Source organism: Dyella japonica DSM 16301 (assembly GCF_001010355.1).
GTDB classification, from domain to species: Bacteria; Pseudomonadota; Gammaproteobacteria; order Xanthomonadales; family Rhodanobacteraceae; genus Dyella; species Dyella japonica.
In genome coordinates this window covers 44,497-68,094 of record NZ_JPLA01000025.1, presented here as the reverse complement: position 1 = coordinate 68,094, position 23,598 = coordinate 44,497, and the positions used below count along the sequence as shown (strand labels likewise).

Below are 23,598 nucleotides of genomic sequence, written 5' to 3'. Positions count from 1 at the left end.
CCCGGGCCGCGGCAGCGGCTCGGAAGCCCGCGGCAGGCGAGCCAGGTCGCCGTATCGCGACAACGGAGCGCACAGTCACTGGATGACCAGCCTTCGGCTGTTGAAAAGCGCCTCCTGCCCTCGCAGGAATGACGATCAATTGCAGACTACGCTGACCTTCGCAGTCAGCGACGGTCAGCTACTCCACAAACGTCAACAGCAACCCCTCAATCCTTCGGCGGCCTCATCTCAAACTCCTTAGGCGCCACATCCCCCGCCAAATTCCGCACAAAATAATCCCACCGCTTGCGCATCATGTAGTTCGCCGCAGCGCCATAAGCGTGATGCGCATTCGGGATCATCAACAGATCGAAATCCTTGTTGGCCTTGATGAGCGCATCGACCACAAGCAGCGTCTCGTATGGCGGCACGTTGTCATCCATGGTGCCGTGCGCGAGCAGCAGATGGCCTTTGAGACCGGCGGCGTGGTTTTGATTGGCCTGGTCGTCGTAGTTGCTCTTGCCATCCTTGTCAGTGACCAGCAGGCCCTGCCACTTCTCGGCCCAGTCATCTTCGTAGTTGCGGTTGTCGTGGTTGCCGCTCTCGGCGATACCCACCTTGAACAGGTCGGCGTAGCGGAACATCGCCGTCACCGTCGCGTTGCCGCCGCCGGAGTGGCCCCAGATGCCCACGCGATCCAGGTCGATCCATGCATGGCGCTTGCCCAGTTCCTTCAGACCGGCCACCTGGTCGGGCATGGTGTTGTCGCCGATATTGCCGAAGTAGGCGTCGTGAAACGCCTTGGAGCGCCACGGCGTGCCCATGCCGTCGATGGCGACCACGATGAAGCCCAGTTCCGCCAGCGCCTGGTGATCCACGCGTGCGGGATTGAAGCTGCGCGAGCCTACCGAGCCAGTCTGCGGACCGGGGTAGATGTAGTCGACGATGGGATACTTCTTGGACGGGTCGAACTGCGTGGGCTTGAACATCAGGCCGTACAGGTCGGTCTTGCCGTCACGCGCCTTCACGGTGAACGGCTCGGGCGCCTTCCACCCAGTGGCGAGCAGGCGCGAGACGTCGGCCTTGGCGATGGTCGCGATCACCCGGCCGTCCTGCGCGCTGCGCAGCACGGTGACCGATGGCGTGGTGGGTGTGGAGTAGGCGTCGGCGAATAGACGTCCATCCGGCGACAGGGTAATGGTGTGGTCGGCCGGCTCCGGCGCCAGCAGCACTGGTGCGCCACCGTCCAGGCTCACCTTGTAGAACTGCTGGTAGTACGGATCCACGCCCTGCTCGCGGCCCACGCCGCGGAACCACAACGTGCGCGACGCCGTGTCGAGCTTGAGCACCTCGGTCACGTTGCCTTCGCCGGTGGTGATGGCGTGCTTGAGCTTGCCGCTGTCCAGGTCGTACAGGTACAGGTTGCCCCAGTTGTTGCGCTCACTGAACCAAACCACTTCATGGCTGGCCGGCAGGTACTGCCAATTGACCTTGCCGTTGCCGCTCTCGTAGTAAGTGGGCACGCTCTCGTTGAACACGGTGCGCACGTCGCCGTTATGCACGTCGGCCACGCGGAACCAGGCCTGCTTGTGATCGCGCGAGGACGACACGAAGGCCAGCGAGCCGGCATCGGGCGCCCATTGCACATCGTCCCAGCCGCCATCGCGGCCGCAGCTCACGTCGTCGCACAAGGTGGAGCGATGCTGGTCAGGCTCCATTTTCAGGCGCAGCACCTTGCGTGCAGCTACGTTGACGATCACGCGCTCGATCATCGTCACGTCCTTGTCGCCGACCAGCGGATACTTCCACTTTTCGACCTTCGGATGGCCCACGTTGGTGCCGACGATCACCATGTCGCCGGTCTTGCGCTGATCCTGCTGGAAGGTGGCGATGCGCCTGGAGTCCGGCGACCACACCAGGATGGCCTTGCTGCTGTGCTTCCAGCCCGCGTTGTCGGTGGCGTAACCGTAGTTTTCCACGCCATCGATGGTGAGCTGGGTTTCCTTGCGGCTGACGACGTCGCGCACCCATAGGTTCCAGTCGCGCACAAAGGCTTCGCTGTGCTTGTCGGGCGACAGCACACCCGGTTCGTTGCCCGTGCCATCGACGCTCTCATCACGACCGAGGGCGCAACTGATCTTGCCTTTCATATCGCACAGGTAGTGCTTGCCGCGCAGGTTGACGTCGAGGCGACCGTCCTGCGTGGTGGCGAAGGTCGTGATGCCAAGCTTGTTGGCGCTGACCGTCTTGCCGAGCACCTTGCCCAGTGCTGCGGCAAGAGCCGCGTGATCGAAAGCGGGCTCGGCCTTGCCGCTGGCCGCGTCGACACGGACGTAGCGATCGCCGGAGGCGTCATGGTCGCGATACCAGTAGTGGGTATCGTCGATCCAGGTCACCGTGGCCACGGCGTGGTCCACCAGCGGCGTGACGTTGTAGCCCACGTAGCGCTCGGCGCGCCCGTAGTCGTCGTTGGTAAGCGTACGCCCCTGTGCGGCGGCACCCGTCGAAAGCGCAATCAGCGCCGCCGCGCCAGCCAGGCGCGCACCACGTGTGTTCAATTTCATCCCCTGGTCCCCCATCAATCGCGACATACAGGCGCGCATGGAAGGGCGGCCTGGGTATGGGCGTTAGTGTTACTCAGGTGGTGGAGGACTGCCATCGGTTTTGGCTGAGTTGATCGATGCGGGGAGCTGGGGCTGATGGCGTTGTGGGAGCACAACCTGTGCGCGACAAGCCGGCGGAGCGGGTACACCTCGGCGCTGCGGTCGCGCACAAGGTGCGCTCCTACAAGGGAGCACGCAGGCCTGTTGACGGCGGATCACGGTTGCCGGCCGGCTATTTGTGGGAGCGCACCCTGTGCGCGACAAGCCTACGGAGCGGTACACCGGGGCGTGGCTGTCGCGCACAGGGTGCGCTCCCACAGACAATCGCAGCGCCAGGCGCGGTACGCCGTTCTCAACGTGCTGGCCAAAGCCGACGCGCAGCGAGGCCCCCGCTTTAAGTCCTCAGCGATTCGGGCGCGTTGCGCAGCGCATTGAGGTACCCACTGTGTACCCTCGGAGGTTGTCCCCTGACGGTGTGCCTCGAGCGTTCGGGCTTATCCCAGCACAATGCTGCGGGCGTTTTAGGCCATTCTCTTTGGGTTACTTTTCTCTTGGGCCAGCAAGAGAAAAGTGACTCGAGCGGCGGCAGCCGATCGAAACGCCCGCCGCGTAGGCGGCCAGATCGCGGTAACGCGACAACCAAGCGCAAAGTCACTGGATTCCTGCTTTCGCAGGAATGACGATTAGGAGCGTGCGTAGCAAATCGACACTACCCTCACGCAAACTTCAACAAACAAACCCCAAGCGTAATCAACACCAACCCCACCCACCCCGACAAACGCAGCTTCTCCCCAAACACCGCGATCCCCAACACCGCCGTCGCTATCAAACCCACGCCACCCCACACGCCATACGCTACGGACAACTGAATCCCGCGGATGGCGAAGCTCAACGCCGTGAATGCCGCCAGTGCGCAGGCAATCGCGGCGACGGCGGGCCGCTTGTAGGCAAAGCCGTGCGACTGCTTCATCAGCACATTGGCCGCGATTTCCAGCACGATCGCGATGGCGAGGTAGAGCAGATGGATGGGTTCGAATTCAGGCAGCATGACGGCTCCCCGCGGGGGCTTCGTCGGTGCCGCGCTCGAGCAGCACGATGCCGGCGATGATCAGGGCGATCGCCGCCAGCTTGACGGGCTTGAGGTCTTCGGCGAACAGCCAGGCGCTGCACAAGGTGATCAGCACGAGGCCGAGACTTTCCCAGGCGCCGTAGGCCACCGCCAGCGGAATGCGCTTTACCGCCATCGCCAGGCAGGTATAGGACAGCACCAGCATCACGTACATCGTCGACAGGCCGATGGTCAGGAATCCGTGATGCGCGCCGAGCTTCATCGCCAATGTGCCGGCGACTTCGGTGACAATGGCCGCGGCCATGAAAAGCCAGTGACGCATGTGGTTCTCCTTGTCGGGCACCGCGACCCCATCCTACCCTCGCCATCCCCGATCACGCCATGAACCTAGCCGACACCTCGCCCGCCACCTCCACCCTGCCCGAGGCACGCCTGCTCGAGATGGTGTTTCCCGACCACACCAACCATCTGGGCACGCTGTTCGGCGGGCAGGCGCTGGCATGGATGGACAAGGCGGCTTTCATCGTCGCCTCACGCCACGCCCGGCGCACGGTGGTCACCGCGCGCTCCGAGGAAGTGAATTTCAAGGTGCCCGTGCGCACCGGTCAGCTGGCCGAGCTGGTTGCACGTATCGTGCATGTGGGCCGCAGCTCGATGACGGTGGAAGTGGAGCTGACCGGGGAGGATCCGCTCACCGGCGATCGTCGCGTCTGTACCACCGGTCGCTTCGTAATGGTCGCGCTCGATTCGAATGGCACGCCGGCGACGGTGCCGCCGCTGCCCGTCGTCTAGCGCTGTGCGAGGCTGCTCCAGGCGGCCGGCATCTCAGCGCAGATGCAGCCAGTGCAGGTGGACACCGTTGTCGCGGTCTTCCGCGCGGAAACCTTCGCGGCCTTCGACCACGATGCCCCATACGCTGCGCAGCTTTTCGCCCTGCGGCTCGTCCACCCGCACCTGTTCGCCCAGCGCGATGGCGTAGCGGGTTTCGAGCATCATCACCTGGTCGCGCTCCCACACCAGCACGGCGGGACGGCCGCTGGTGGCGCCCCAGCCGAGGTGGATCTGCACATCCTTGGGGGTGTAGGTGCCGCGGTTGTCGAGCTTCCAGTTTTCAGATCGACGCAGTAAGGCCTGCAGGCGAGGATCGGCCCAATCCACGCGATTACCCTTCACGTGCGGCTTGTGTGCGTTCATGCGTTTGCTACATCCCATCGGGCGATACGACAGCGTCGCGACGTTCGGCGCCGCGACAACAGGACACCGCGCCATCGTCCGGATCGGATGTCGCGTATGCCCGGTTATCGGCCGTGCGAGGGTGAACTTGAGGCTGGCCTGGCCGACCTAGCGCCGCGTCTTCAGCGGGTGGTCGAGGCCGCCGGCGGTGCGCATCATCAATTGCCGCGCAAACGAAAGATGTCCTGCCACGGGCACCACGCCATCGCGAATCCAGCGCAGCCACGGGGGCCGTCCATGCACCATGCGCGTCAGGGCGCCGATGCGGCGCACGACGGATTTGTGCACGGCGTGGCGCAGCGCGGCGTAGTCGTTCATGCGGCCCATGTCGCCGGCCAGTGCGTCGGCGGCGCAATCCGCATACACATAGGCGTCTTCAATCCCCAGGTTCATGCCGCGCGCACCGATCGGCGAATGGATGTGCGCGGCATCGCCGCCCAGTGCCACACGCCCCACGCCAGCCTGCGAGGCCACGCGATGGCTGACATGGAATTGCGATTCCCACGACACCTGGCCCAGGCTGCCGTAGCGGCGCAAGGTCGCGAGCGGATCATGGGTGTTGCCGATCACCCGCCACACGTCGTCGGCGAGCCGCAGCAGGAAGATGAAACCATCGCGCTCGAACAGGATGTGCGCGCGATCCAGGTCGAACGAGGTCTGCATCGCCACGTCCCACAGCAGCCAGGGTTCGGCCAGGCCGCTGCCGGGAAAATCGAGTTTCAACGCGGCGCGCGTGGCGCTGCGCGCGCCATCGGCGCCGAACAGCAGGCGGCTGGTGACCTGTTCCGCGCCGCCATCAGCGTGCTGCAGCGTGGCGGTGACTTCAGTCAGGTCCTGCGACAACGACTGGAAGGTGACGCCGCGCTCCACCGTCACGCCCTTGGCCGCCAAAGCCTTGGCCAGCAGCGCTTCGGTACGCGCCTGCGGCAGCACGGTCATCAAGGACCGCGCGTCCTGTGCAGGCGGGAGGTCGAAGGCGAGCACATCGTGGCCGTCCTCGTGCAAGGTGGCGCCGCGCACGGGCCATCCTTCGGAAACGATCTGGTCGGAGACACCGGTGCTCTGGAGCATCTCCAGCGTCCGGCTGTTCACAGCCAGCGCCTTGGAGGTGGTGGCCGCGACGCGGGCCGTATCGATGATGCGCACGGCGACACGCCGGTGCGCGAGCAACAGGGCTGCAGCCAGCCCCGTGGGACCGGCGCCGACGATGAGCACGTCGGGATGGGTCGATCTCATGCTCGCCTCTCCGAGCCCCTGCCACGGGGAGTCTGCCGCCAACGTGCGTCGTCCCTGCGTCAAGACCAGCCCATAGCCCATTTGGCACCCCGCCCAGCACTATGGCGCGGCGTGCAAGACGGCCATACTGCGCCGCGAACCCACCGGAGGCTTTCCTATGCGTGCCCCGTTCGTCGCGTTCGCTCTCTTCCTGGCGCTGCCCTGCTTCGCCGACACACCTGCTTCCACCGACTCGCTGGCCACGCCGCCGGCCAATGCGCAGCGCTTTTCCATCGTCTCCACGGCCGGCAAGCATGGCAGCTCGTCGCGCTGGGTCACCGCCGATGGCACGCATATGGGCCGTGAAAGCCTGTTGCTGCGTGGCATGGTGACCGAAGTGGACAGCAGCACCACGCTGGGCAGTGACGGCATGATCCAGCGCGTGGTGATCCGCGGCCACACGCCCAACGGCGATGCCGGCGAGACGTTTGCCGTGCAAGCGGGATCGGCCAGCTGGAAGAGTCCGGTGGACGCGGGTTCCGCGCCCTACGGTGCGCCAGCCGAATACGTTGCCTTCGGCGGCCCGTTCGACCTCAATGCCACCCTCGTCGAAAAATTGCTGACCGCACCGGACAAGACGCTCACGCTGCTGCCCGGCGGCAAGGCGCACGCGGAAAAACTCACCGTCGCCACCGTTGGCGATGGCGCCAACAAGCAGCAGGTGACCGCGTATGCGGTGACCGGCCTGAGCAATACGCCGGTGCCGGTATGGGTGGACAAGTCAGGCCACTTCTTCGGTTTCGTCAACGGCCTGGCGTGGTTGCCGGAAGGCTACGAGTCGGCGCTGCCGGCGCTCGAAAAAGCCCAGACCGCCGCGCTCGCCCAACATGCCAAGGCCATCGTGCCCAAGCTGCTGAAGACACCGCCCGGCCCCGTGGCATTCACCAATGTGCGCGCCTTCGTGGATGGGTCGCGCTTTGTGGACGGCCAAACGGTGCTGGTGGACAAGGGCGTGATCACCGCGGTGGGCGATGCCGCTTCCATAACGGTGCCCAAGAACGCGCAGGTGATCGATGGCAAGGGCAAGACCCTGGTACCCGGCCTGTGGGATTCGCACCAGCACGTGCCGGACGACGCCAGCGGTCCAATGCTGCTGTCGCTGGGCATCACTTCGGTGCGCGATCCGGGCAACATCAACGAACAGACGCTGTCGCGCGCCCAGCGCCGCGCCAAGGGTGAATTGCTCGGGCCGCACGTGTACCCGTCGATGCTGATCGACGGCAAGGGCCCGAACACGGCGCAGGTCGCCACGGTGGCCACTTCGCAGGAAGAAGCGATCAAGCTGGCCGACCGGGCCAAGGCCGATGGCTTCAGTGCGATCAAGATCTACGGCACGTTCAACCCCGCCTGGGTGAAGGCCACCGCCGCCGAAGCGCACAAGGATGGCTTGCACGTGCACGGCCATCTGCCCGCCGGCATGCGTCCGAAGGAGGCCATCGACGATGGCTACGACGAAATCACCCACATCTACTTCGTGATGATGCAGGCGATGCCCGACGAGGTGGTCAAGGCATCCAACGGCATGGGCCGTTTCGAAGGCCCGGGGCGCTATGCGCGCAACGTGGACCTGGACAAGGAGCCGATGAAGTCGCTGATCGCCACCATGGCCCAGCGCCACATCACCTCCGATCCCACCCTGGTGATCGCCGAGAGCCTGTACGTGCCGGAGAACGGCGATCTCTCGCCCTCCTATGCGCCCTACGTCGGCACGCTGCCGCCGGCGGTGGAACGCGGCTTCCGCCAGGGCGGCTTCACCGTGCCCAAGGACCTCACGCGTGCCGACTACCGCGCCAGCTTCGCCAAGCTGCAGGCGCTGGTCGGGGCCATGCACAAGGCGGGCGTGCCGATCGTCGCCGGCACCGACGGCACCGGGCTGGAACTGGTGCGCGAGCTGGAGCTCTACGTGCAGGCCGGCTTTACCAACGCCGAAGCGCTCGCCAGCGCCACCGCGGTCACCGCCCATCTGGTCGGCGCCGACGCGCATACCGGCAGCATCCAGAAGGGCAAGAACGCGGACCTGGTGCTGGTGGACGGCAACCCGGCAGTGAACATCGGCGATCTGCGCCATACCGAGCTGGTGATGATGGACGGCAAGCTGATGGACGCCAGCGCGCTGCGCACCGAAGGCGGCATCAGCAAGCGACCCGCCTGGGAGGAATAAGGTCATCCGGCGACCACCGCGTGTGAGGAGCAAGCGCCATGACGCACCTGCTGATCTTCCTGCTGATTTTTGCCGGTGTGTTTGGCTGCGCGCTGCTGGGCATGTATGCGCGCACGCGGTTGCCGCACCATCACCTGGACGAGGATTCGGCCTCGTCCATCAAGCTGGCCGCCGGCCTCATCGCCACCATCGCCGCGCTGGTGCTGGGTTTGCTGATCTCCTCGGCCAAGACCTCGTACGACGCGGTCAACGGCGATCTGCAGCGCAACGCGGTCAATATCCTGCGCCTCGACCGCGCACTGGCGCAGTACGGGCCCGAGGCCCAGCCGCTGCGCGAGACGCTCAAACGCAGCTACACCAACTGGGTGGACTTGCTGGCCTCGGGTGACCGCGCGCGGATCGCGCAGCTGGACAGCCCGCAGATCCTCAGCCACATCAGCGATTTCCAGCGCCGCGTGACGGCGCTGAAACCCGCCACGGCAGCCGAGCAACAGCTCAAGGACCGCGCGCTGGATATTTCCGATGAAGTGTTCACCGCGCGCTGGCTGGCGCTGATGCAGAAGAACGGCACCATCCCGATGACGCTGTTGCTGGTGCTGGCCGCGTGGCTGTGCGTGATCTTCGGCACGTTCGGCCTGTTTGCGCCGCATAACCACACGGTGCTGTTCTTCTTCCTGGTGTGTGCGTTGTCGGCGTCGGGGGCGATCTACGTGATACTTGAAATGGATACGCCGCTGACCGGCGTAGTCAGGGTATCGGTGGCGCCGATGCGCGAAGCGATCAGCCAGATGAATCAGTAGCCGTCGATTTCAGCGTACCTCGCCCATCACCTCGACGATCCAGTCGATGAACACGCGCAGTCGCAACGGCAGCTGCCGCTGCGACTGGTACAGCACGCTGATGGGAAACGACGGCGGCGGCATCGCGGGCAGCAGTTCGATCAGCGTGCCGCTGGCCAGCGCCTCGTCCACCCGATAGCGCGGAAACTGCGCGATGCCCAGCCCTGCCTCGCAGCAGGCCAGGTAGGCCTCGGTGCCGCTCACCGCAATCGGCGCTGGCAGCGTCACTTCGCGCATGCGTTTGCCCAGCATGAATTCCAGCGGCGAGGTGCGACGCGTGGTGGGCGAGGCCCAGTTCACCGCGACGTGTCCGTTGTGCAGATCCGCCAGCGTCTGCGGCAGGCCATGACGCTGCACGTAGGCGACGCTCGCCACGGTGGCCTGCGAGAGATTGGCCACGCGCCGGCCGACCATGGTCGAATCGGGCAGATCGCCGGCGCGCAGCACGCAGTCCACGCCCTCCTGCACCAGATCGATGAAGCGGTCGCTGGTGCCGATGTCCATCTCGATCTGCGGATAGCGCGCAAGAAATTCCGGCAGCGCCGGGATCAACACGATGCGCGCCAGCGACGAGGCCAGGTCGATGCGCAGCCGACCCTTGGGTACCGCGGCCGCCTCGCGAAAATCCGCTTCCACCGCATCGAGATCCGCCAACAGGCGCACGCAGTGGTTGTAGTAGACCTCGCCATCGCGGGTGGGGCGCACGCGGCGGGTGGTGCGCTGGAGCAGATGGGCGCCCACGTGTTCTTCCAGCCGCTTGATGGTGTGGGTCAGCGTGGCGCGCGGCAGGCTGAGGTCATCGGCGGCGCGGGTAAAGCTGCCCAGTTCCACGATGCGCGTGAAGACCCGCATGGCTTGCAGACGATCCATGGCGATTGTTGACCATTTCGACAACAGACATGGCGATTATTGAGCATTTATTGGCACGCCGTCATGGCCAAGAATGCCTGGGTCAGCTCCCCACCCTCCCAAGGAACGCCCCATGCATATGCGACAGCTCGGCAAGAATGGTCCCTCCGTCTCCGCCCTCGGCCTCGGCTGCATGGGCATGAGCGACTTTTATGGCAGCCAGCGGGACGATGCCGAATCGATCGCCACCATCCACCACGCGCTCGAACGCGGCTTCAATTTTCTCGACACGGCCGACGTCTACGGCCCCCACACCAACGAGGTGCTGGTCGGCAAGGCGCTCAAAGGTCGCCGCGAGCAGGCCTTCCTCGCCACCAAGTTCGGCATCGTGCGCGATCCCAACGACCCGGCCAAGCGCGGCATCAACGGCCGCCCCGAATACGTGCGCGCTTCCTGCGAGGCCAGCCTCAAGCGCCTGGGCGTGGAGTACATCGACCTGTACTACCAGCACCGCGTGGACATCGAGGTGCCGATCGAGGAAACCGTGGGCGCCATGGCGGAGCTGGTGAAGGCCGGCAAGGTGCGTCATCTGGGCCTTTCCGAAGCCTCCGGCGCCACGCTGGAACGCGCGGCCAAGGTGCATCCGATCGCGGCACTGCAGGTGGAGTTTTCGCTGTGGACGCGCGATCCGCAGGAGAACGGCATGCTCGAGTCCTCGCGCAAGACCGGCACCAGCATCGTGGCGTATTCGCCGCTGGGTCGCGGCTTCCTCACCGGCGCTTTTCGCAGCCCCGAGGATTTCGAAGCCGATGACTACCGTCGCCAGAGTCCGCGCTTCCAGGGCGAGAATTTCTATCGCAACCTGGAGCTGGTCGACAAGGTGAACGCGATCGCCGCCGAGAAGGGCTGCACGCCGGCGCAGCTCGCGCTGGCCTGGGTGCTGGCACAGGGTGAGGACATGTTCGCCATTCCGGGCACCCGCTATCGCAACCGCCTGGACGAAAACCTGGGCGCGATCGATGTGACGCTCAATGCGGCCGAACTGCGTGCCATCGATGCCGTATTCCCGCCGGACGTGGCCGCAGGTGCGCGCTACGCCGGGCCGATGATGCAGATGGTGAATCGCTGAGGTTTCTGGATGGCCTGACACACAGCCATCCACTTCCTGACCAATCGCGTAAGACTTGGCTTACATCGAAATCTCGAAGCCTCAGGCAATCTATCCAGGTCGGCGTTTCCACGAACGCCGGCAGCCCGGATCGGTCGCCCCCCTAGAGCCGATCCGTGAGGCCCCCGAAAGGGGGCCTTTTTTTATGCGCGGCTTGCGGACTTCTGCGCGCTCCCATCAGCAGGCTCACACCGACGGACAGCGTTCAATTGGATGCGGCCTGCCATGCTTCGCGTTCGCCGTCCTCCAGCTCCAGCACCACGGCCCGATGTTCCGCCGCCGACTGCATGGCCGCCTCGATCACCGCCATCACCGTGATCGCCTGACGCGGTGTCACGGGCGCTGCGCCCCGCCCCAGCACCGCATCGCGGAACGCCGCGTAGTAGCGACTCTGGTCGCCCCTGGGCGTGGTCAGGTGCGTGACCTGACCGTCGCCGTCGTAGAGCAGCAGATCATCCGGATCGATGCCCCATTCGGCGTCGCCGGGACGCATGCCGGCGATCAGTTGCGCTTCCTGCACGTCGATCCTGGGCTTGACCAGGCTCCCCTGCGTGCCGTGAACGGTGAAGCGCGCACTGCCGCCCGCCACCAGCATGCCCGCGTGCAGGATCACGCGGCGCTGGCCGTACTCGAGCACCACATGTGCCCAGTCGGTGACTTCGCCGCCATCGCGCTGGGTGGCCAAGCTGCCCCACACGCGCTCGGGCAGGCCGAACAGCGACAGCGCCTGATCCACCAGATGCGGCCCCAGGTCGTACCACAGGCCGCTGCCTGCGCCCGGCTGCTCGCGCCAGCGCGCGCGCACCTGCGGACGGAAGCGGTCGATATGCGATTCGAAGTGCGTCACCTCGCCCAGCGTGCCTTGTGCGATCAGCTGCCGCACGCCGAGAAAATCGCTGTCCCAGCGGCGGTTCTGGAACACCGACAGCACGCGCCCCTGCTGCTGGGCGACGGCAGCCAGGCTGCGCGCCTGCTGCAGATCGAGCGCGAACGGCTTGTCCACCACCACGTGCTTGCCCGCCTCCAGCGCGGCGCGCGCCAGCGGCGCGTGGGTGTCGTTGGGCGAGGCGATCACCACCACGTCAACCTGGCGATCCGCAAGAACTTTTGCGACATCGGCGACCACGTCCATGTCCGGCAGGTCCGCGTGCACCTTGTTGGCATCGCGCGATACGACCGTGCGCAACGCCAGGCCGGGCACGCTGCGGATCAGAGGCGCGTGGAACGTCTTGCCGGCAAATCCATAGCCGATCAGTGCCACGTGCAGGGGAGTGGAGGGGTCGTTCATCAGTAACTCGGGCGGTGCGGGGAGTCCCATGATAGGCCACGGCAGTGGATGATCCGTCGGAAACAGCTTCGCGCCGCGCTAACGTTTTGGCGCGCACCATGCGGTCCGTTTCCGCTTGCGCCGAGGCTGCCGTCATGTCGCTCCGTCCCGTGCTGATCGCCGCCCTGCTCACGGCCACCGCCCTGAGCAGCAACGTCGCCGCGCAAGAGGCGCCGGCCGCCAATGCGCCACAAGCCAAGCGCACCATCCTGGACCAGCACGAGCAAAGCGGCGTGCCGGGAACGGAGATCGTGCTTGGCACGGCGGAGGTTCCCGCCGGCGGCGTCGTGGGCTGGCACACGCATGACGGCGATGAATCGGGCTATGTGCTCAAGGGCAATCTCGTCCTCAAGACGCGCGGCAAACCCGATCAGGTGTTGAAGGCGGGCGACCACTTCTTCAATCCGCGCGGCGCCGTGCACAGTCTTGCCGCAGCACCGGGCAGCGATGGCGGCACGGCGCTGTCGACGTGGGTCATCGACAAGGGCAAGCCGCTCGCCGAGCCGGTGAAGTGACGAATTGCAGCGCTCTCGAGAACGCGCGCTGCGTGTGACAACCGCATCCGCGCGTCATCGCGCCGTACAGCACTTAGGTCACTACTGACAGAAATCCCGCTGAAAATCGCGGTGACATGAGGCGTTCGTTCGCGCGGCACTTCACGAACAAGTCACCGCCACGATGTTACTCAAGCAACCCGTCTGCTCTTGCAGCCAGTGGGACGGGGTTATGAGCGAAGGCTTGCCACGATGGCCGGATCATCCGGCCAAGCCCTGCAACAGCGGCGCCTATCGACATCCATTTTCACACCCAACGCCCAAGCTGCTCTTCGCCTGCCTGATGACTGCGCTGTCATCACCCGCGTTCGCCAACTGCGCGCTGCAGCCCGATGGCGTGACGGTCATCTGCAATACCAACGCGCCCAATCCCTATACCAGCAGCATCAATGCCATCACGGTGGGCAGCGGCACCCTTGTCATTCCAGGCAATGGCGCCAAGGTGATCGTCAACGCCGGCGCAGGCATCGCCGCGACCGGCGCCGCCGTGCAGGTGAACAACAACAGCTCGGTGACGAATGGCGGCAGCATCAGCACAACCTTCATCAACGCCTACGGCATATGGGCAGGCGATCCCAACAACGCAACGAGCACTACCGTGGGCTTCGGCAACACGCTGGAGAACGACGGCAGCATCAAGACCACGGGCAGCAATTCGGTGGGCATGTTTGCGCGCACGGCCAATCGCACGGCAGGCAACGTGCTGATCAATCTCGGCAGGATCGATACCTTCGGCTCCATCTCCGGCACCAGCGCGCGCTCATCGTCCGCGGGCATCCGCTCGGACAGCTTGGTGGCCAGCACCATCCTCAACTACGGCATCGTGGCAGCCCACGGCGCGTACGCCACCATCGCCAGCGGGAACACCGTGGCGATCGCTGGCAATGGCGTGGAAATGGCAGGCCCCGGCAGCTTCACCAATGCAGCCGGCGCCAGCGTGACCAGCGACAACGCCTATGGTTTCTACGGCAACGGCCCCAACGCAAACGGCATCACGGTGATCAATGCCGGCAGCCTGAGTGGCAGCCGCGGTGCGATCCTGTTTGGTGCGGGACAGTCCAACAACACGGTGATGCTGGAAGCGGGCTCCACCACCACGGGCTCGATCGACGCTGGTACCGGCGGCAGCAACAACACGCTGGTCTTTGATGGTTTCAGTTCCACCGCCTTTGCCAACGCCATTCCCAACTGGCAGCTGGTGGCGCTGCGCAACAGCGCCAATGTCACGCTGTCCGCCGCCAGCTATGCGCTGAGCAATCTCTCGCTCGATGCGGGCACCACGGCGACGTTCACCACGCCTGCGCTGACCATCGGTGGACAGATCAACGACAACGGTACGCTCGTCTTTGCCAGCGCGGGCAATCTCAACATCACCGCGCCCATCCAGGGCAGCGGTGCGGTGACGCAGGCGGGCAGCGGCACGCTGGTGCTAGCGGGTGCAGGCACGTATACCGGGCCGACCACCATCGCGAGCGGAACCTTGCAGGCAGGCGGGGCCAACCTGCTCGCGCCGAGCAGCGCCTTCACCGTCATCAGCGGCGCCACGCTGGATCTGGGTAATGCCAACCAGATCATCGGCAGTCTTGCGGGTGCGGGCGCCGTGACCCTGGGTGCGGGCACGCTCACCACCGGTGGCCTGGGTACATCCACGTCGTTCGACGGCGTGATCGCCGGCAGCGGCGGCCTGGTAAAGACCGGCGCCGGCAGCATGACGCTCACCGGCGCCAACAGCTATACCGGCGGCACCACCATCAGCGCCGGCGCGCTGCAGCTGGGCGATGGCGGCAACGCGGGCAGCATCGTCGGCGACGTGAGCGACAACGGCTCGCTGGTATTCAACCGCAGCGACACGTCGACTTTCGCAGGCACGATTTCCGGCGCCGGATCGGTCACGCAGCAAGGCACCGGCACGACCGTGCTCACAGCCAACAACACCTACACGGGTGGCACCACCATCAATGCAGGAACGCTGCAACTGGGCAATGGTGGCGGCACCGGCAGCATCGTTGGCGATGTCACCGACAACGGCGCGCTGGTGTTCAACCGTAGCGACAAGGTGACGTTTGCCGGCCTCATTTCGGGCAGCGGCTCGGTGACACAGCAAGGCACCGGCACCACGCTGCTCACGGCCAACCACAGCTACACCGGCGGCACGACGATCAGTGCTGGAACACTGCAGTTAGGCGATGGCGGTGCCAGCGGCAGCATCGTCGGCGACGTGACGGACAACGGCGCGCTCGTGTTCAACCGGAGCGATGCATCCACGTTCGCAGGCGCGATATCGGGCAGCGGCGCGGTGATCCAACAAGGCACGGGAACCACCGTGCTCACCGGCAACAGCAGCTACACCGGCGGCACCACGATACAGGCGGGGGTGCTGCAGCTCGGTGATGGCGGCACCAGCGGCAGCATCGTGGGTGACGTGGTGGACAACGGGCGATTGATCGTCGATCACTCGGACACAGTGACGATTCCCGGTGCGATATCCGGCAGCGGCAGCGTGAAACAGCTCGGCAGCGGCACGACGATCTTTACCGGCAACAACACCTACAGCGGAGGCACGGTGATCGCCAACGGCGCCCTGCAACTGGGCAACGGCGGCTCGACCGGCAGCATCGTGGGTGACGTGCAGGATGGCGGCACGCTGATCTTCAACCGCTCGGACACGCTGACCTTCAGCGGTGTGATCAGCGACTGGACCAACACCACGCCCGATCCGATCGGCAGCCTGCAGCAGAACGGCAGCGGCACCACGGTGCTCACGGCGCTCAATACCTATAGCGGCACGACCTCGGTCAATGCGGGCACGCTGGTGGTGGGCAACGTACCCAACAGCACGGCAGCGATTGCGGGAGGTGGCGCGGTGCATGTGGCCGGCGGCGCCACCCTGGGCGGCTACGGCATGATCGGCAACTACGATGGTTCGGGTGGTCCGGTGAGCAACGACGGCACGATCGCGGTGGCCGATGCGCTGCCGTTGTTCCAGGGCGGCAGCAAGGGCGACTTCGCCATCAACGGCACCTTGACCAACAACAACCTGATCCAGCTGGCGGGCGCTGGCGTGGGCAATAGCTTGTTTGTCGGCAATCTGGTGGGACAGGGCAATTCGCGCATCGCGATGAACACGGTGCTGGGCGACGACGCTTCCAACTCCGATCTGCTGGTCGTCAGCAAGGGCACCACCAGCGGGCATACCGTGCTCGATATCACCAACGTCGGCGGCCTGGGGGCCACCACGCCGGGCAACGGCATCCTGGTGGTGGCCGCGTCCGGGCTGGCCGTCACCACACCGGATGCGTTCGCGCTCGGCACTACGCTGGAGGCTGGCCCCTATCAATACGCCTTGTTCAAGGGTGCGCGCGATGCGTCCTCGCCCGAATCGTGGTACCTGCGTTCGGAAGATCCGACCCCTCCCGCCGATGTACTGGATGCTCTGGGCATCACCATGCCGGCGCCCGGCACGCCAGCGGCGACGCGGCCCTACGTGGCGTACTACCGGCCTGAGGTATCGCTATACACCGCCCTCCCCTCGATGGCGCTCAACTATGGCAAGGCCTTGATCGGGACGTTGCACGAACGCGTGGGCGAAGAGGAACAGCTGCGCGATCTGTCGGGTGATGGTTTCGGCGCCAGCGGCGTGTGGGCGCGCGTGATCGGTCAGGATGGCCAATGGGATGCGAAAAGCGGTGGCATCTATCGCGATGGCCCCTCGTTCGACGACAACATGGTCGCGGTGCAGGCCGGCCTGGATCTCTATCGCGATACGCATGACGACGGCTCCCGCGATTTTGCCGGCGTACTCTCGTCGGTCGGCCACGGCCACGGCGGTGTGACCAACTACGACGACACCGTGGCGGGCAACGACCGCTTCGACTCGTATTCCATCGGTGGCTATTGGACGCGCTTTGGCGCGAAGGACTGGTATCTCGATGGCGTCATTCAAGGCACCTGGTACGACGCCAAGTCATCGAACGAGCAGCAGAGTCTTTCCACGCATGGCTTTGGCACGACGCTGTCGCTGGAAGGCGGCTATCCCTTCACCTTCGCCAACGGCTGGTCGCTTGAACCGCAGAGCCAGCTGATCTACCAGTCGCTGCATCTCAATAGCGCGAACGATAGCTCGGCGCACGTGCAGTTCCGCGACGCCGATTCGCTCGCCGCGCGCCTGGGCGGCCGGGCGTCGCGCAGCTGGGAGTGGGACCAGGGGAGCAAGCCTCGCCTGCTCTCGGGTTGGTTCTTTGCGAACCTCTGGCATGAGTTCAAGGCCGATGCGGTCACCCTGTTCTCGTCGCAGACCGGCAATATCCCGTTCCATTCGGATCTGGGCGGCAGCTGGTGGGAACTGGGCACGGGCCTGAGCGCGCAGTTGAGCAGGAGCGCATCGCTGTATGCCACGATCAGCTATGACAAGGGTTTCAACGAAGGCGTGAAGGCTGTCAACGGAAACCTGGGCATGCGCATTAACTGGTAGGCACCTCGGCGCAGGACCTGCCGCCCAAGGCCTGCCTAAGTCCGCGCTAAGCAATCGGCCATTGCGCATCACCCCGGTGCAACAGAACTGTCAAACGGCGAACCCACGCTAGTGCACTGATTCCAGCCACTACTCGGGCCGCCATGTCTTCCTCTTTCCGTCGGCGCTTCCACGCGTCGCAGCTTGTCTTGCGTCCTATTTCCAGCGCGGTTGCGCTGGCCTTGCTCGCCAGCTTGTCGCTGAGCCTGCCCGTGCATGCCTCTGACGCCGATACCACGGCGGCGAGCGCGCCGGTCGACGCGGCGGCGTCCAAGCCCGGCGCCAATGCCTTGAAGGCGCCCAAGGAGCTGGAGGAAGTTGAAGTGCAGGGTTCCGCCGCCACCTCGGCGATCACCCAGGCGCCGACCCAGGCCGACCTCAACATCACGCAGCCGCAGTCGGTGATCGGACTGGACTGGATCAGCAACCACGTGGCGCCCACCGCCGACTACGCCACCATCGCCGCCATCGCGCCGGGCGTGACCAATGTCAGCACGGCGGGCCCGGGCCTGGGCGAATCCAAGCAGATGACGCTGCGCGGCTTCAACGACAACTCCTTCAACGTCACCTATGACGGCATTCCGTTTGGCGACACCAACGACTTCAGCCATCACACCAGCAGCTATTTCCCGGCCAAGATGATCGGCCAGGTGTTGATTGATCGCGGCCCCGGCAGCGCCAGCACGATCGGCGAGGCGACCTTCGGCGGCACCGTGGCACTGAGTTCCAAGGACCCGACCGACTCGTTCTCGTTCATCCCGACGCAGAGTTTCGGCAGCTACGACACCTCGCTGACCCATCTGGAAATCAACTCGGGCAAGCTCGATGACCTCGGTGGCGGCAAGCTGATCGCCAGCGCGCAGTACATCAGCACCGATACGGCCAAGACCGACGGCGACACCTCGCGCAAGACGGGCTACATCAAATATGTGCAGCCGATCGGCGACAACACCGAGATCACCTTCCTCAGCAACTACAACTACATCCGCTTCAACAACCCGAACCTCAGCTCGCTGACGCTGCAGCAGATCGACCAGCTGGGCCGCAATTTCGGCCTCAACAACGATCCCACCAGCACCAACTGCGCCTGCTACAACTTCCAGACCAAGCAGACCGACTTGGAATACCTGGGCATCCACAGCCTGCTGTCGGACACCTGGTCGGTGGACAACAAGGTCTATACCTACGCCTACGACAACACCAGCCACGAGAGCCCGTATGTGGGCACCAAGGCATCGCCCACCAACATGGGCGGCTACGTCAAGATCAACAATTACCGCGCCTGGGGCGACGTGTTCCAGCTGGTGCATGCCGACGACCACGGCCAGTTCCGCACCGGCGGCTGGTACGAGTACACCAACAACGACCGCAGCAGCATCGCCATTGACTACGGCCGCGACGGCGCCATCGACGTGAAGCCCGGCGCGTCGACCTTTGGCACCTTCAACAGCAAGGGCGTGTACAGCGGCCCGTACAAGTACACGATGAAGGACCAGCTGCACACCGGCCAGCTCTACGCCGAGTACGAGTGGTACGCGTACGACGGCCTGAGCATCACCCCGGGCGTGAAGTATTTCGACGTGAGCCGCGACATCGAGGCGCCGATCAACCAGACCAGCAAGACGCCGCTGTACTACAGCCAGAGCTGGGACAAGACGCTGGGCTACCTCACCGCCAACTATCTGTTGCGCGACGACTGGAGCATCTACGCCACCGCGGCGCAGGGCATGCTCACGCCCAACCTCAACGAGTTCTACGTGCCTGACCCGACGCTCAACAACACCAAGCCCGAGCAGACCATGAACTACCAGTTCGGCACGGTCTACAAGACCGATCGCTTCAATGCCGATGCCGACGTCTATTTCATCAACTTCAAGAACTACCAGTTCTCCACCACCGTGCCCGGCACCACCGATGCGGTGTACTACCTGGCCAAGGGTGCGTACATCAAGGGCATCGAAGGCGAACTCACCTATTACGTGGGTGCTGGCGCCAGTGTGTTTGCCAACGGCTCGCTGCAGGATGCGACGTTCAAGGGCTCCAAGCTCGACATCCCCAATGTGCCCGACAGCACCGCCGCACTGGGCGTGATGTATGAAAACAACGGCTTCTTCGCCTCGCTGTACGACAAGTACTCGGGCAGCCAGAAGGCGTACAACTCCAGCTTCAATCCGGACGTGGCCTCTTCGGTGACCTCGACCATCGGCACCGGCGGTTACTGGCAGGCGGCGATGAGCGTGGGCTATGGCCAGAACGTCACCGGCTCGTGGATCAAGAGCTACAAGCTGCGCCTGCAGGTGGACAACCTGTTTGACGCGCACAACCTGGTGATCAACTCGGTGAGCGGCAACGTGGGTTCGTACTACGTGCTGCCGGGTCGCAGCTGGTTCGCTTCCGTGTCGCTGGCGCTGTGACGAGGGAGATCGCAATGAAGTTCAGGCACACCCTCCTTGCACTGCTCTTGATCGCACCGTCCCTGGCCGCTGCCAAGGACGTGCATGCCGACGTCTACCTCAGCACGGCCCAGGTCGACGCCGTGATGTCCGCCTTGCCCCCGCCGAGCACACCGGGCAGCGCGGAAGACCAGGCCGATCGCGCCGCCACCGATCGCGCTTTCGCCGCGCGATCGCCGTCGGACTTCGCCCAGGCGCAGCAGGAAGAGAAATTCAACGCGTTCGACTTTGCCCCGGTGATCGGCCCGGGCTTCCGCGCGGACCAGTTGCCGCACGTAGCCGCGCTGTTCAAGGAAGCCGAGCACGAGACCAAGCAAGCGGTGGATCTGTCCAAGAACCACTGGAAGCGCGTACGCCCCTGCCCGCCCGCTTCGGACTGCGCGATGCATCCGGAGGAGTTGGCGAAGAAGAGCTTTGGCTATCCCAGCGGTCATTCCAGCCGCGCCACGGTGGACGCCATCCTGCTCGCGCAACTGTTTCCGCAGGATGCCGACGCGCTGATGCAGCACGCCCGCGATATCGGCTGGCGTCGCGTGGTGAAGGGCGTGCACACGCTGCAGGACATCTACGCCGGTCGCCAATTCGGCCAGGCGCTGGCCACCGACATGCTTGCTTCGCCGGCCCTGCAGCACGATCTCGCGGCCGCCCGCGAGGAATTGCGCGCCGCCGGCCTGGCGTCGAGTTCTTCCAAGGCCCCGTAGCAGCTGTCCGCGGGCACCGCATGGCCCGCGGGCAGTTGTGATTGCCCAGGGATGGGCAGCTTTACCCGGGACGGTAACAAAACAGCAAGACAATCGAACGCTGACCCGGCGGGCCCCTCGGCCCGCCGTTCTCGTAGCCGAGGCATGCGATGCACATCATCCTGGTGGAAGACGATCTGGAACTGGGCGCGGCGATCCAGCGCGCGCTCGAGCGTCTGTCGTACGCGGTGACGTGGATCACCGATGGCACGCAGGCCATCGCCGCCATGCAGGATCAGACGGCCGACCTGGTGCTGCTCGATCTGGGCCTGCCCGGCAAGGATGGCCTGGACATCCTCACCGAGGCGCGCCGCAACGACATACGCACGCCCGTGCTCATCCTCACCGCGCGCGATGCCGTGCAGGCGCGCGTGCATGGCCTCGATGCCGGCGCCGACGACTACCTCACCAAGCCGTTCCATCTCGATGAGCTGGGCGCGCGCATCCGTTCGCTTACGCGCCGCATGCAGGGCCTGGCCGCCAACCGGATCGAAGCCGGCGCGCTGTGCCTGGACCTGGCCACGCTGGAAGTCACCTTCCGTGGCGACAAGGTGGATCTGACTCGACGCGAGATGTCGCTGCTGCAGACCCTGATGGAACGCAGCGGCCGCGTCGTGCGCCGCGACACGCTGGAGAGTTCGCTCTACGGCAGCGATCGCCAGGTGACCGACGGCGCGCTCGATGTACTGGTGCACTCGCTGCGCCGCAAGCTGAGCTTCGACACCATCCAGAACGTACGCGCGTTCGGCTACATGATTCCGCGGGACCCGCGGTGAGGCCCACCAGCCTGCGCGGGCGCCTGCGCTGGATGATCATCGCGCTGCTGTTGTTGTTCCTGCTGCCGCTGGCGTTCTACAGCTTTCGCCGCACCAGCTCGGAAATGGCGGTGCTGTCCGATGCACGCCTGGCCGAAGCGGCGCATACCATCGCCACCTTGATCCAGCAGGCCGGCGTCCAGACGTTTGCCGGCCACGAAGGCTTGCTGGTGCCGGTGCAGAAGAAGAGCGTGCTGGCGGCGCAGGGCGAGGTGGCCACGCACGAGTCCGAAGTGGGTTTCCAGGTGTTCGACCGCCAGGGCAAGCTGGTGCTGGGCACGATCAACCTGATGACCTTGCCGGCCACACCGGATGATCGCTCGGCCTATCACGACCTCAAGAAGCAGCACCACGTGTGGCGCGTGTTCAACTACGTCGATCCGAACAGCGCTTACGTGATCCGCGTGGCCGACCGCTACGACAGCCGCGAGGACATCGTGCACACGCTGTGGCTGGATCACGGCCTGCCGTTCCTGTTCGGCTTGCCCGTGCTCGCGCTGCTGGTCGGCTGGGCGGTGGGGCGAGGATTGCGCCCACTGGCCAGCCTCACCACGGCGCTGTCCGCACGCGAACCGGGAAGCCGGGCGCGCATTGTGCTACCTGACGCACCGCGTGAGCTGCGCCCGGTGCTCAATGCGCTCAACGAGCAGCTGGACCGGCAGGAGGACGCGCTGGAACGCGAGCGCCGCTTCAGCGCCGACGTGGCGCACGAACTGCGCACGCCGCTGGCCTCGATCCAGCTCAACCTGGAGAGCGCCATGGAAACCGTCGATCCCGACGAAATCCAGGACAGCCTCGCCGGGGCGCACGGCAGCGTCGTCACGCTGGGCCGTCGCATCGAACAGCTGCTCGCGCTGGCCAAGCTCGAGGCAGGCGCGGCGTCGAGCCCGTTTGAGGCGGTGGACCTGGTCGACCTGGCCGACGGCGTGGTCAAGGAGTTCACGCCGGGCCTGCAGCGCCGCGGTGTGGAACTGGGTTTCGTGCTGCAGGACAGCCGCGTGGTCGTGCAAGGTTATGCGCCGGCCCTGGTGGCCCTGCTGCGCAACCTGCTGGAAAACTCGCTGCGTTACGTGCCGGCTGGCGGCCGCATCCAGCTGGCGGTGGTGCAGAACCAGCAGGAAGCCACGCTCGAAGTGATCGACAACGGCCCCGGCATCCCGCTGGAGCGCCGCCATGCCGTGTTCGCCCGCTTCCATCGCGAAGCCGGCAGCCGCGGCGAGGGCTATGGGCTGGGCCTTTCCATCGTGGCGCGGGCCGCCAGCCTGCACCGCGCCACCATCGAGCTGCTGGACTCGCCGTTTGGCCGGGGCCTGCGCGTGCGCGTTTCCATCCCGTTGCTGTGTCCGTGACCCTGCGTGCCAAACGCGCTGCGAGCCCGACTAAGCGACCGCTAAGCGTGGCTTGACGATTTTCTAGCGATAAGCACAACGGCAGGCAACCGAATCGCAGGCGAGGTCGGAATCGCAGGAAATTTCAGTACTCATTAAGCCCCGCAGCCCGAGCATCGACTCCAGTTCAACGGAGGTGTGCCATGAAGAAGTTCGCACTTGCTCAACGCGTAGTGCTTGGCCTGGCGGTGGCGACCACCGCGATGGTGCCGATGGCTGCATCCGCGCGCGATGGCTGGGGGCACGACAACGGCTATCGCGGAGGCCATGATCGCGGCAACTGGAACCATGATCGAGGCGGCTGGGGCCGCGATCGCGGCGACTGGCATCACGACGGCCGATACCACGGCGGTCACAGCAATGCAGGCAACTGGATTGCCGGGGCGATTGTTGCGACGGCGATAGCCGGCATCGTGACCCAGGCGGTGGCGCCTGCCCCGACCTACTACCAACCCGCGCCGACGTATTACCAGCAGGCCCCTGCCGTGGTCTATCGCCAGCCGGCCACGGTGGTGTACGAGCAGCCGCAGGAAGGGCAGGTCATCTATCAGCAGCCCAGCGACGGCTACCAGCAGGGCTATCAGCAGGGATACCAGGACGGCTATTGAGCCGTGAACTCACCCAGCAAGATTTGA

The 23,598-nt window shown here is 65.3% G+C and carries 18 protein-coding genes; 11 read left to right on the top strand and 7 right to left on the bottom strand.

From position 1 onward, the window contains the following. Window positions 1-206: 206 nt before the first annotated feature. The 3 genes from Y882_RS10205 to Y882_RS10195 all read right to left on the bottom strand — a co-directional run bounded on the left by Y882_RS10205 (window position 207) and on the right by Y882_RS10195 (window position 3,973). Entirely contained in the window at window positions 207-2,543 is a 2,337-nt protein-coding gene (locus Y882_RS10205; RefSeq protein ID WP_046971806.1) for a S9 family peptidase, read from the bottom strand. A 754-nt stretch (window positions 2,544-3,297) separates the two neighbouring features. After that, entirely contained in the window at window positions 3,298-3,630 is a 333-nt protein-coding gene (gene mdtI, locus Y882_RS10200; RefSeq protein ID WP_046971805.1) for a multidrug/spermidine efflux SMR transporter subunit MdtI, read from the bottom strand. After that, window positions 3,620-3,973: an SMR family transporter gene (locus tag Y882_RS10195; protein WP_046971804.1), complete on the bottom strand. Its 354-nt coding sequence runs from the start codon at window positions 3,971-3,973 to the stop codon at window positions 3,620-3,622. Before Y882_RS10195 ends, mdtI begins: the two co-directional genes overlap by 11 nt. 59 nt (window positions 3,974-4,032) lie before the next feature. Here Y882_RS10195 and Y882_RS10190 point away from each other — a divergent pair, with 59 nt between their 5' ends. Next, window positions 4,033-4,443 carry an acyl-CoA thioesterase gene (locus Y882_RS10190; RefSeq protein WP_046971803.1) on the top strand — a complete coding sequence of 137 codons (411 nt, stop codon included), beginning with the start codon at window positions 4,033-4,035 and terminating at the stop codon, window positions 4,441-4,443. A gap of 33 nt (window positions 4,444-4,476) precedes the next feature. On the opposite strand, the gene Y882_RS10185 is transcribed toward Y882_RS10190, so the two are convergent. Together Y882_RS10185 and Y882_RS10180 are read right to left on the bottom strand one after the other, a co-directional pair. Next, window positions 4,477-4,845: a hypothetical protein gene (locus Y882_RS10185; protein WP_052949890.1), complete on the bottom strand. Its 369-nt coding sequence runs from the start codon at window positions 4,843-4,845 to the stop codon at window positions 4,477-4,479. Between the two features lie 147 nt (window positions 4,846-4,992). Then, complete coding sequence (locus Y882_RS10180; RefSeq protein ID WP_046971801.1) at window positions 4,993-6,120, bottom strand: FAD-dependent oxidoreductase; 1,128 nt, start codon at window positions 6,118-6,120, stop codon at window positions 4,993-4,995. Between the two features lie 157 nt (window positions 6,121-6,277). Between Y882_RS10180 and Y882_RS10175 the strand changes: the two genes are divergently transcribed. After that, on the top strand, window positions 6,278-8,320 hold the full coding sequence (locus Y882_RS10175; RefSeq protein ID WP_046971800.1) for an amidohydrolase family protein: 2,043 nt from the start codon (window positions 6,278-6,280) through the stop codon (window positions 8,318-8,320). A 38-nt stretch (window positions 8,321-8,358) separates the two neighbouring features. Then, entirely contained in the window at window positions 8,359-9,120 is a 762-nt protein-coding gene (locus Y882_RS10170) for a bestrophin-like domain (RefSeq protein ID WP_046971799.1), read from the top strand. Between the two features lie 9 nt (window positions 9,121-9,129). On the opposite strand, the gene Y882_RS10165 is transcribed toward Y882_RS10170, so the two are convergent. Beyond that, entirely contained in the window at window positions 9,130-10,029 is a 900-nt protein-coding gene (locus tag Y882_RS10165) for a LysR family transcriptional regulator (protein WP_046971798.1), read from the bottom strand. 112 nt (window positions 10,030-10,141) lie between these two features. On the opposite strand from Y882_RS10165, the gene Y882_RS10160 reads away from it, so the two are divergent. Beyond that, window positions 10,142-11,137 carry an aldo/keto reductase gene (locus Y882_RS10160; RefSeq protein ID WP_046971797.1) on the top strand — a complete coding sequence of 332 codons (996 nt, stop codon included), beginning with the start codon at window positions 10,142-10,144 and terminating at the stop codon, window positions 11,135-11,137. A gap of 244 nt (window positions 11,138-11,381) precedes the next feature. Here Y882_RS10160 and Y882_RS10155 read toward each other — a convergent pair whose 3' ends face one another. Further along, window positions 11,382-12,464 carry an oxidoreductase gene (locus Y882_RS10155; RefSeq protein WP_046971796.1) on the bottom strand — a complete coding sequence of 361 codons (1,083 nt, stop codon included), beginning with the start codon at window positions 12,462-12,464 and terminating at the stop codon, window positions 11,382-11,384. 134 nt (window positions 12,465-12,598) lie between these two features. Between Y882_RS10155 and Y882_RS10150 the strand changes: the two genes are divergently transcribed. From Y882_RS10150 to Y882_RS10120, 7 genes are all read left to right on the top strand, one after another. Further along, window positions 12,599-13,018, top strand: a complete 420-nt coding sequence (locus Y882_RS10150; RefSeq protein ID WP_046971795.1) for a cupin domain-containing protein — start codon at window positions 12,599-12,601, stop codon at window positions 13,016-13,018. A gap of 211 nt (window positions 13,019-13,229) precedes the next feature. Further along, window positions 13,230-17,528, top strand: a complete 4,299-nt coding sequence (locus Y882_RS18900) for an autotransporter outer membrane beta-barrel domain-containing protein (RefSeq protein WP_052949888.1) — start codon at window positions 13,230-13,232, stop codon at window positions 17,526-17,528. A 188-nt stretch (window positions 17,529-17,716) separates the two neighbouring features. Then, window positions 17,717-19,981, top strand: coding sequence for a TonB-dependent receptor (locus Y882_RS10140; RefSeq protein ID WP_244466315.1), 2,265 nt, complete (start codon window positions 17,717-17,719; stop codon window positions 19,979-19,981). Between the two features lie 14 nt (window positions 19,982-19,995). Then, window positions 19,996-20,721, top strand: coding sequence for a phosphatase PAP2 family protein (locus tag Y882_RS10135; RefSeq protein ID WP_046971793.1), 726 nt, complete (start codon window positions 19,996-19,998; stop codon window positions 20,719-20,721). Between the two features lie 149 nt (window positions 20,722-20,870). Beyond that, window positions 20,871-21,536, top strand: coding sequence for a response regulator (locus Y882_RS10130; protein WP_046971792.1), 666 nt, complete (start codon window positions 20,871-20,873; stop codon window positions 21,534-21,536). Further along, a complete protein-coding gene (locus Y882_RS10125) occupies window positions 21,533-22,924 on the top strand; it encodes a sensor histidine kinase (RefSeq protein WP_211259161.1) in 1,392 nt (463 codons plus the stop codon). The genes Y882_RS10130 and Y882_RS10125 overlap by 4 nt, the downstream gene beginning before the upstream one ends. Window positions 22,925-23,106: 182 nt before the next feature. Continuing rightward, the gene (locus Y882_RS10120) at window positions 23,107-23,571 is read left to right on the top strand and encodes a hypothetical protein (RefSeq protein ID WP_046971791.1); all 465 of its coding nucleotides are present in this window, start codon (window positions 23,107-23,109) and stop codon (window positions 23,569-23,571) included. Window positions 23,572-23,598: the final 27 nt, after the last annotated feature.

What these genes read in the sequence shown, in the direction of transcription:
- Y882_RS10160 (WP_046971797.1), top strand. Translation starts at nt 10,142, where the DNA reads ATGCATATGCGACAGCTCGGCAAGAATGGTCCCTCCGTCTCCGCCCTC.
- Y882_RS10155 (WP_046971796.1), bottom strand. Translation starts at nt 12,464, where the DNA reads ATGAACGACCCCTCCACTCCCCTGCACGTGGCACTGATCGGCTATGGA.
- Y882_RS10165 (WP_046971798.1), bottom strand. Translation starts at nt 10,029, where the DNA reads ATGGATCGTCTGCAAGCCATGCGGGTCTTCACGCGCATCGTGGAACTG.
- Y882_RS10130 (WP_046971792.1), top strand. Translation starts at nt 20,871, where the DNA reads ATGCACATCATCCTGGTGGAAGACGATCTGGAACTGGGCGCGGCGATC.
- mdtI (WP_046971805.1), bottom strand. Translation starts at nt 3,630, where the DNA reads ATGCTGCCTGAATTCGAACCCATCCATCTGCTCTACCTCGCCATCGCG.
- Y882_RS10185 (WP_052949890.1), bottom strand. Translation starts at nt 4,845, where the DNA reads ATGAACGCACACAAGCCGCACGTGAAGGGTAATCGCGTGGATTGGGCC.
- Y882_RS10205 (WP_046971806.1), bottom strand. Translation starts at nt 2,543, where the DNA reads ATGAAATTGAACACACGTGGTGCGCGCCTGGCTGGCGCGGCGGCGCTG.
- Y882_RS18900 (WP_052949888.1), top strand. Translation starts at nt 13,230, where the DNA reads ATGAGCGAAGGCTTGCCACGATGGCCGGATCATCCGGCCAAGCCCTGC.
- Y882_RS10150 (WP_046971795.1), top strand. Translation starts at nt 12,599, where the DNA reads ATGTCGCTCCGTCCCGTGCTGATCGCCGCCCTGCTCACGGCCACCGCC.
- Y882_RS10190 (WP_046971803.1), top strand. Translation starts at nt 4,033, where the DNA reads ATGAACCTAGCCGACACCTCGCCCGCCACCTCCACCCTGCCCGAGGCA.
- Y882_RS10175 (WP_046971800.1), top strand. Translation starts at nt 6,278, where the DNA reads ATGCGTGCCCCGTTCGTCGCGTTCGCTCTCTTCCTGGCGCTGCCCTGC.
- Y882_RS10195 (WP_046971804.1), bottom strand. Translation starts at nt 3,973, where the DNA reads ATGCGTCACTGGCTTTTCATGGCCGCGGCCATTGTCACCGAAGTCGCC.
- Y882_RS10170 (WP_046971799.1), top strand. Translation starts at nt 8,359, where the DNA reads ATGACGCACCTGCTGATCTTCCTGCTGATTTTTGCCGGTGTGTTTGGC.
- Y882_RS10120 (WP_046971791.1), top strand. Translation starts at nt 23,107, where the DNA reads ATGAAGAAGTTCGCACTTGCTCAACGCGTAGTGCTTGGCCTGGCGGTG.
- Y882_RS10180 (WP_046971801.1), bottom strand. Translation starts at nt 6,120, where the DNA reads ATGAGATCGACCCATCCCGACGTGCTCATCGTCGGCGCCGGTCCCACG.
- Y882_RS10135 (WP_046971793.1), top strand. Translation starts at nt 19,996, where the DNA reads ATGAAGTTCAGGCACACCCTCCTTGCACTGCTCTTGATCGCACCGTCC.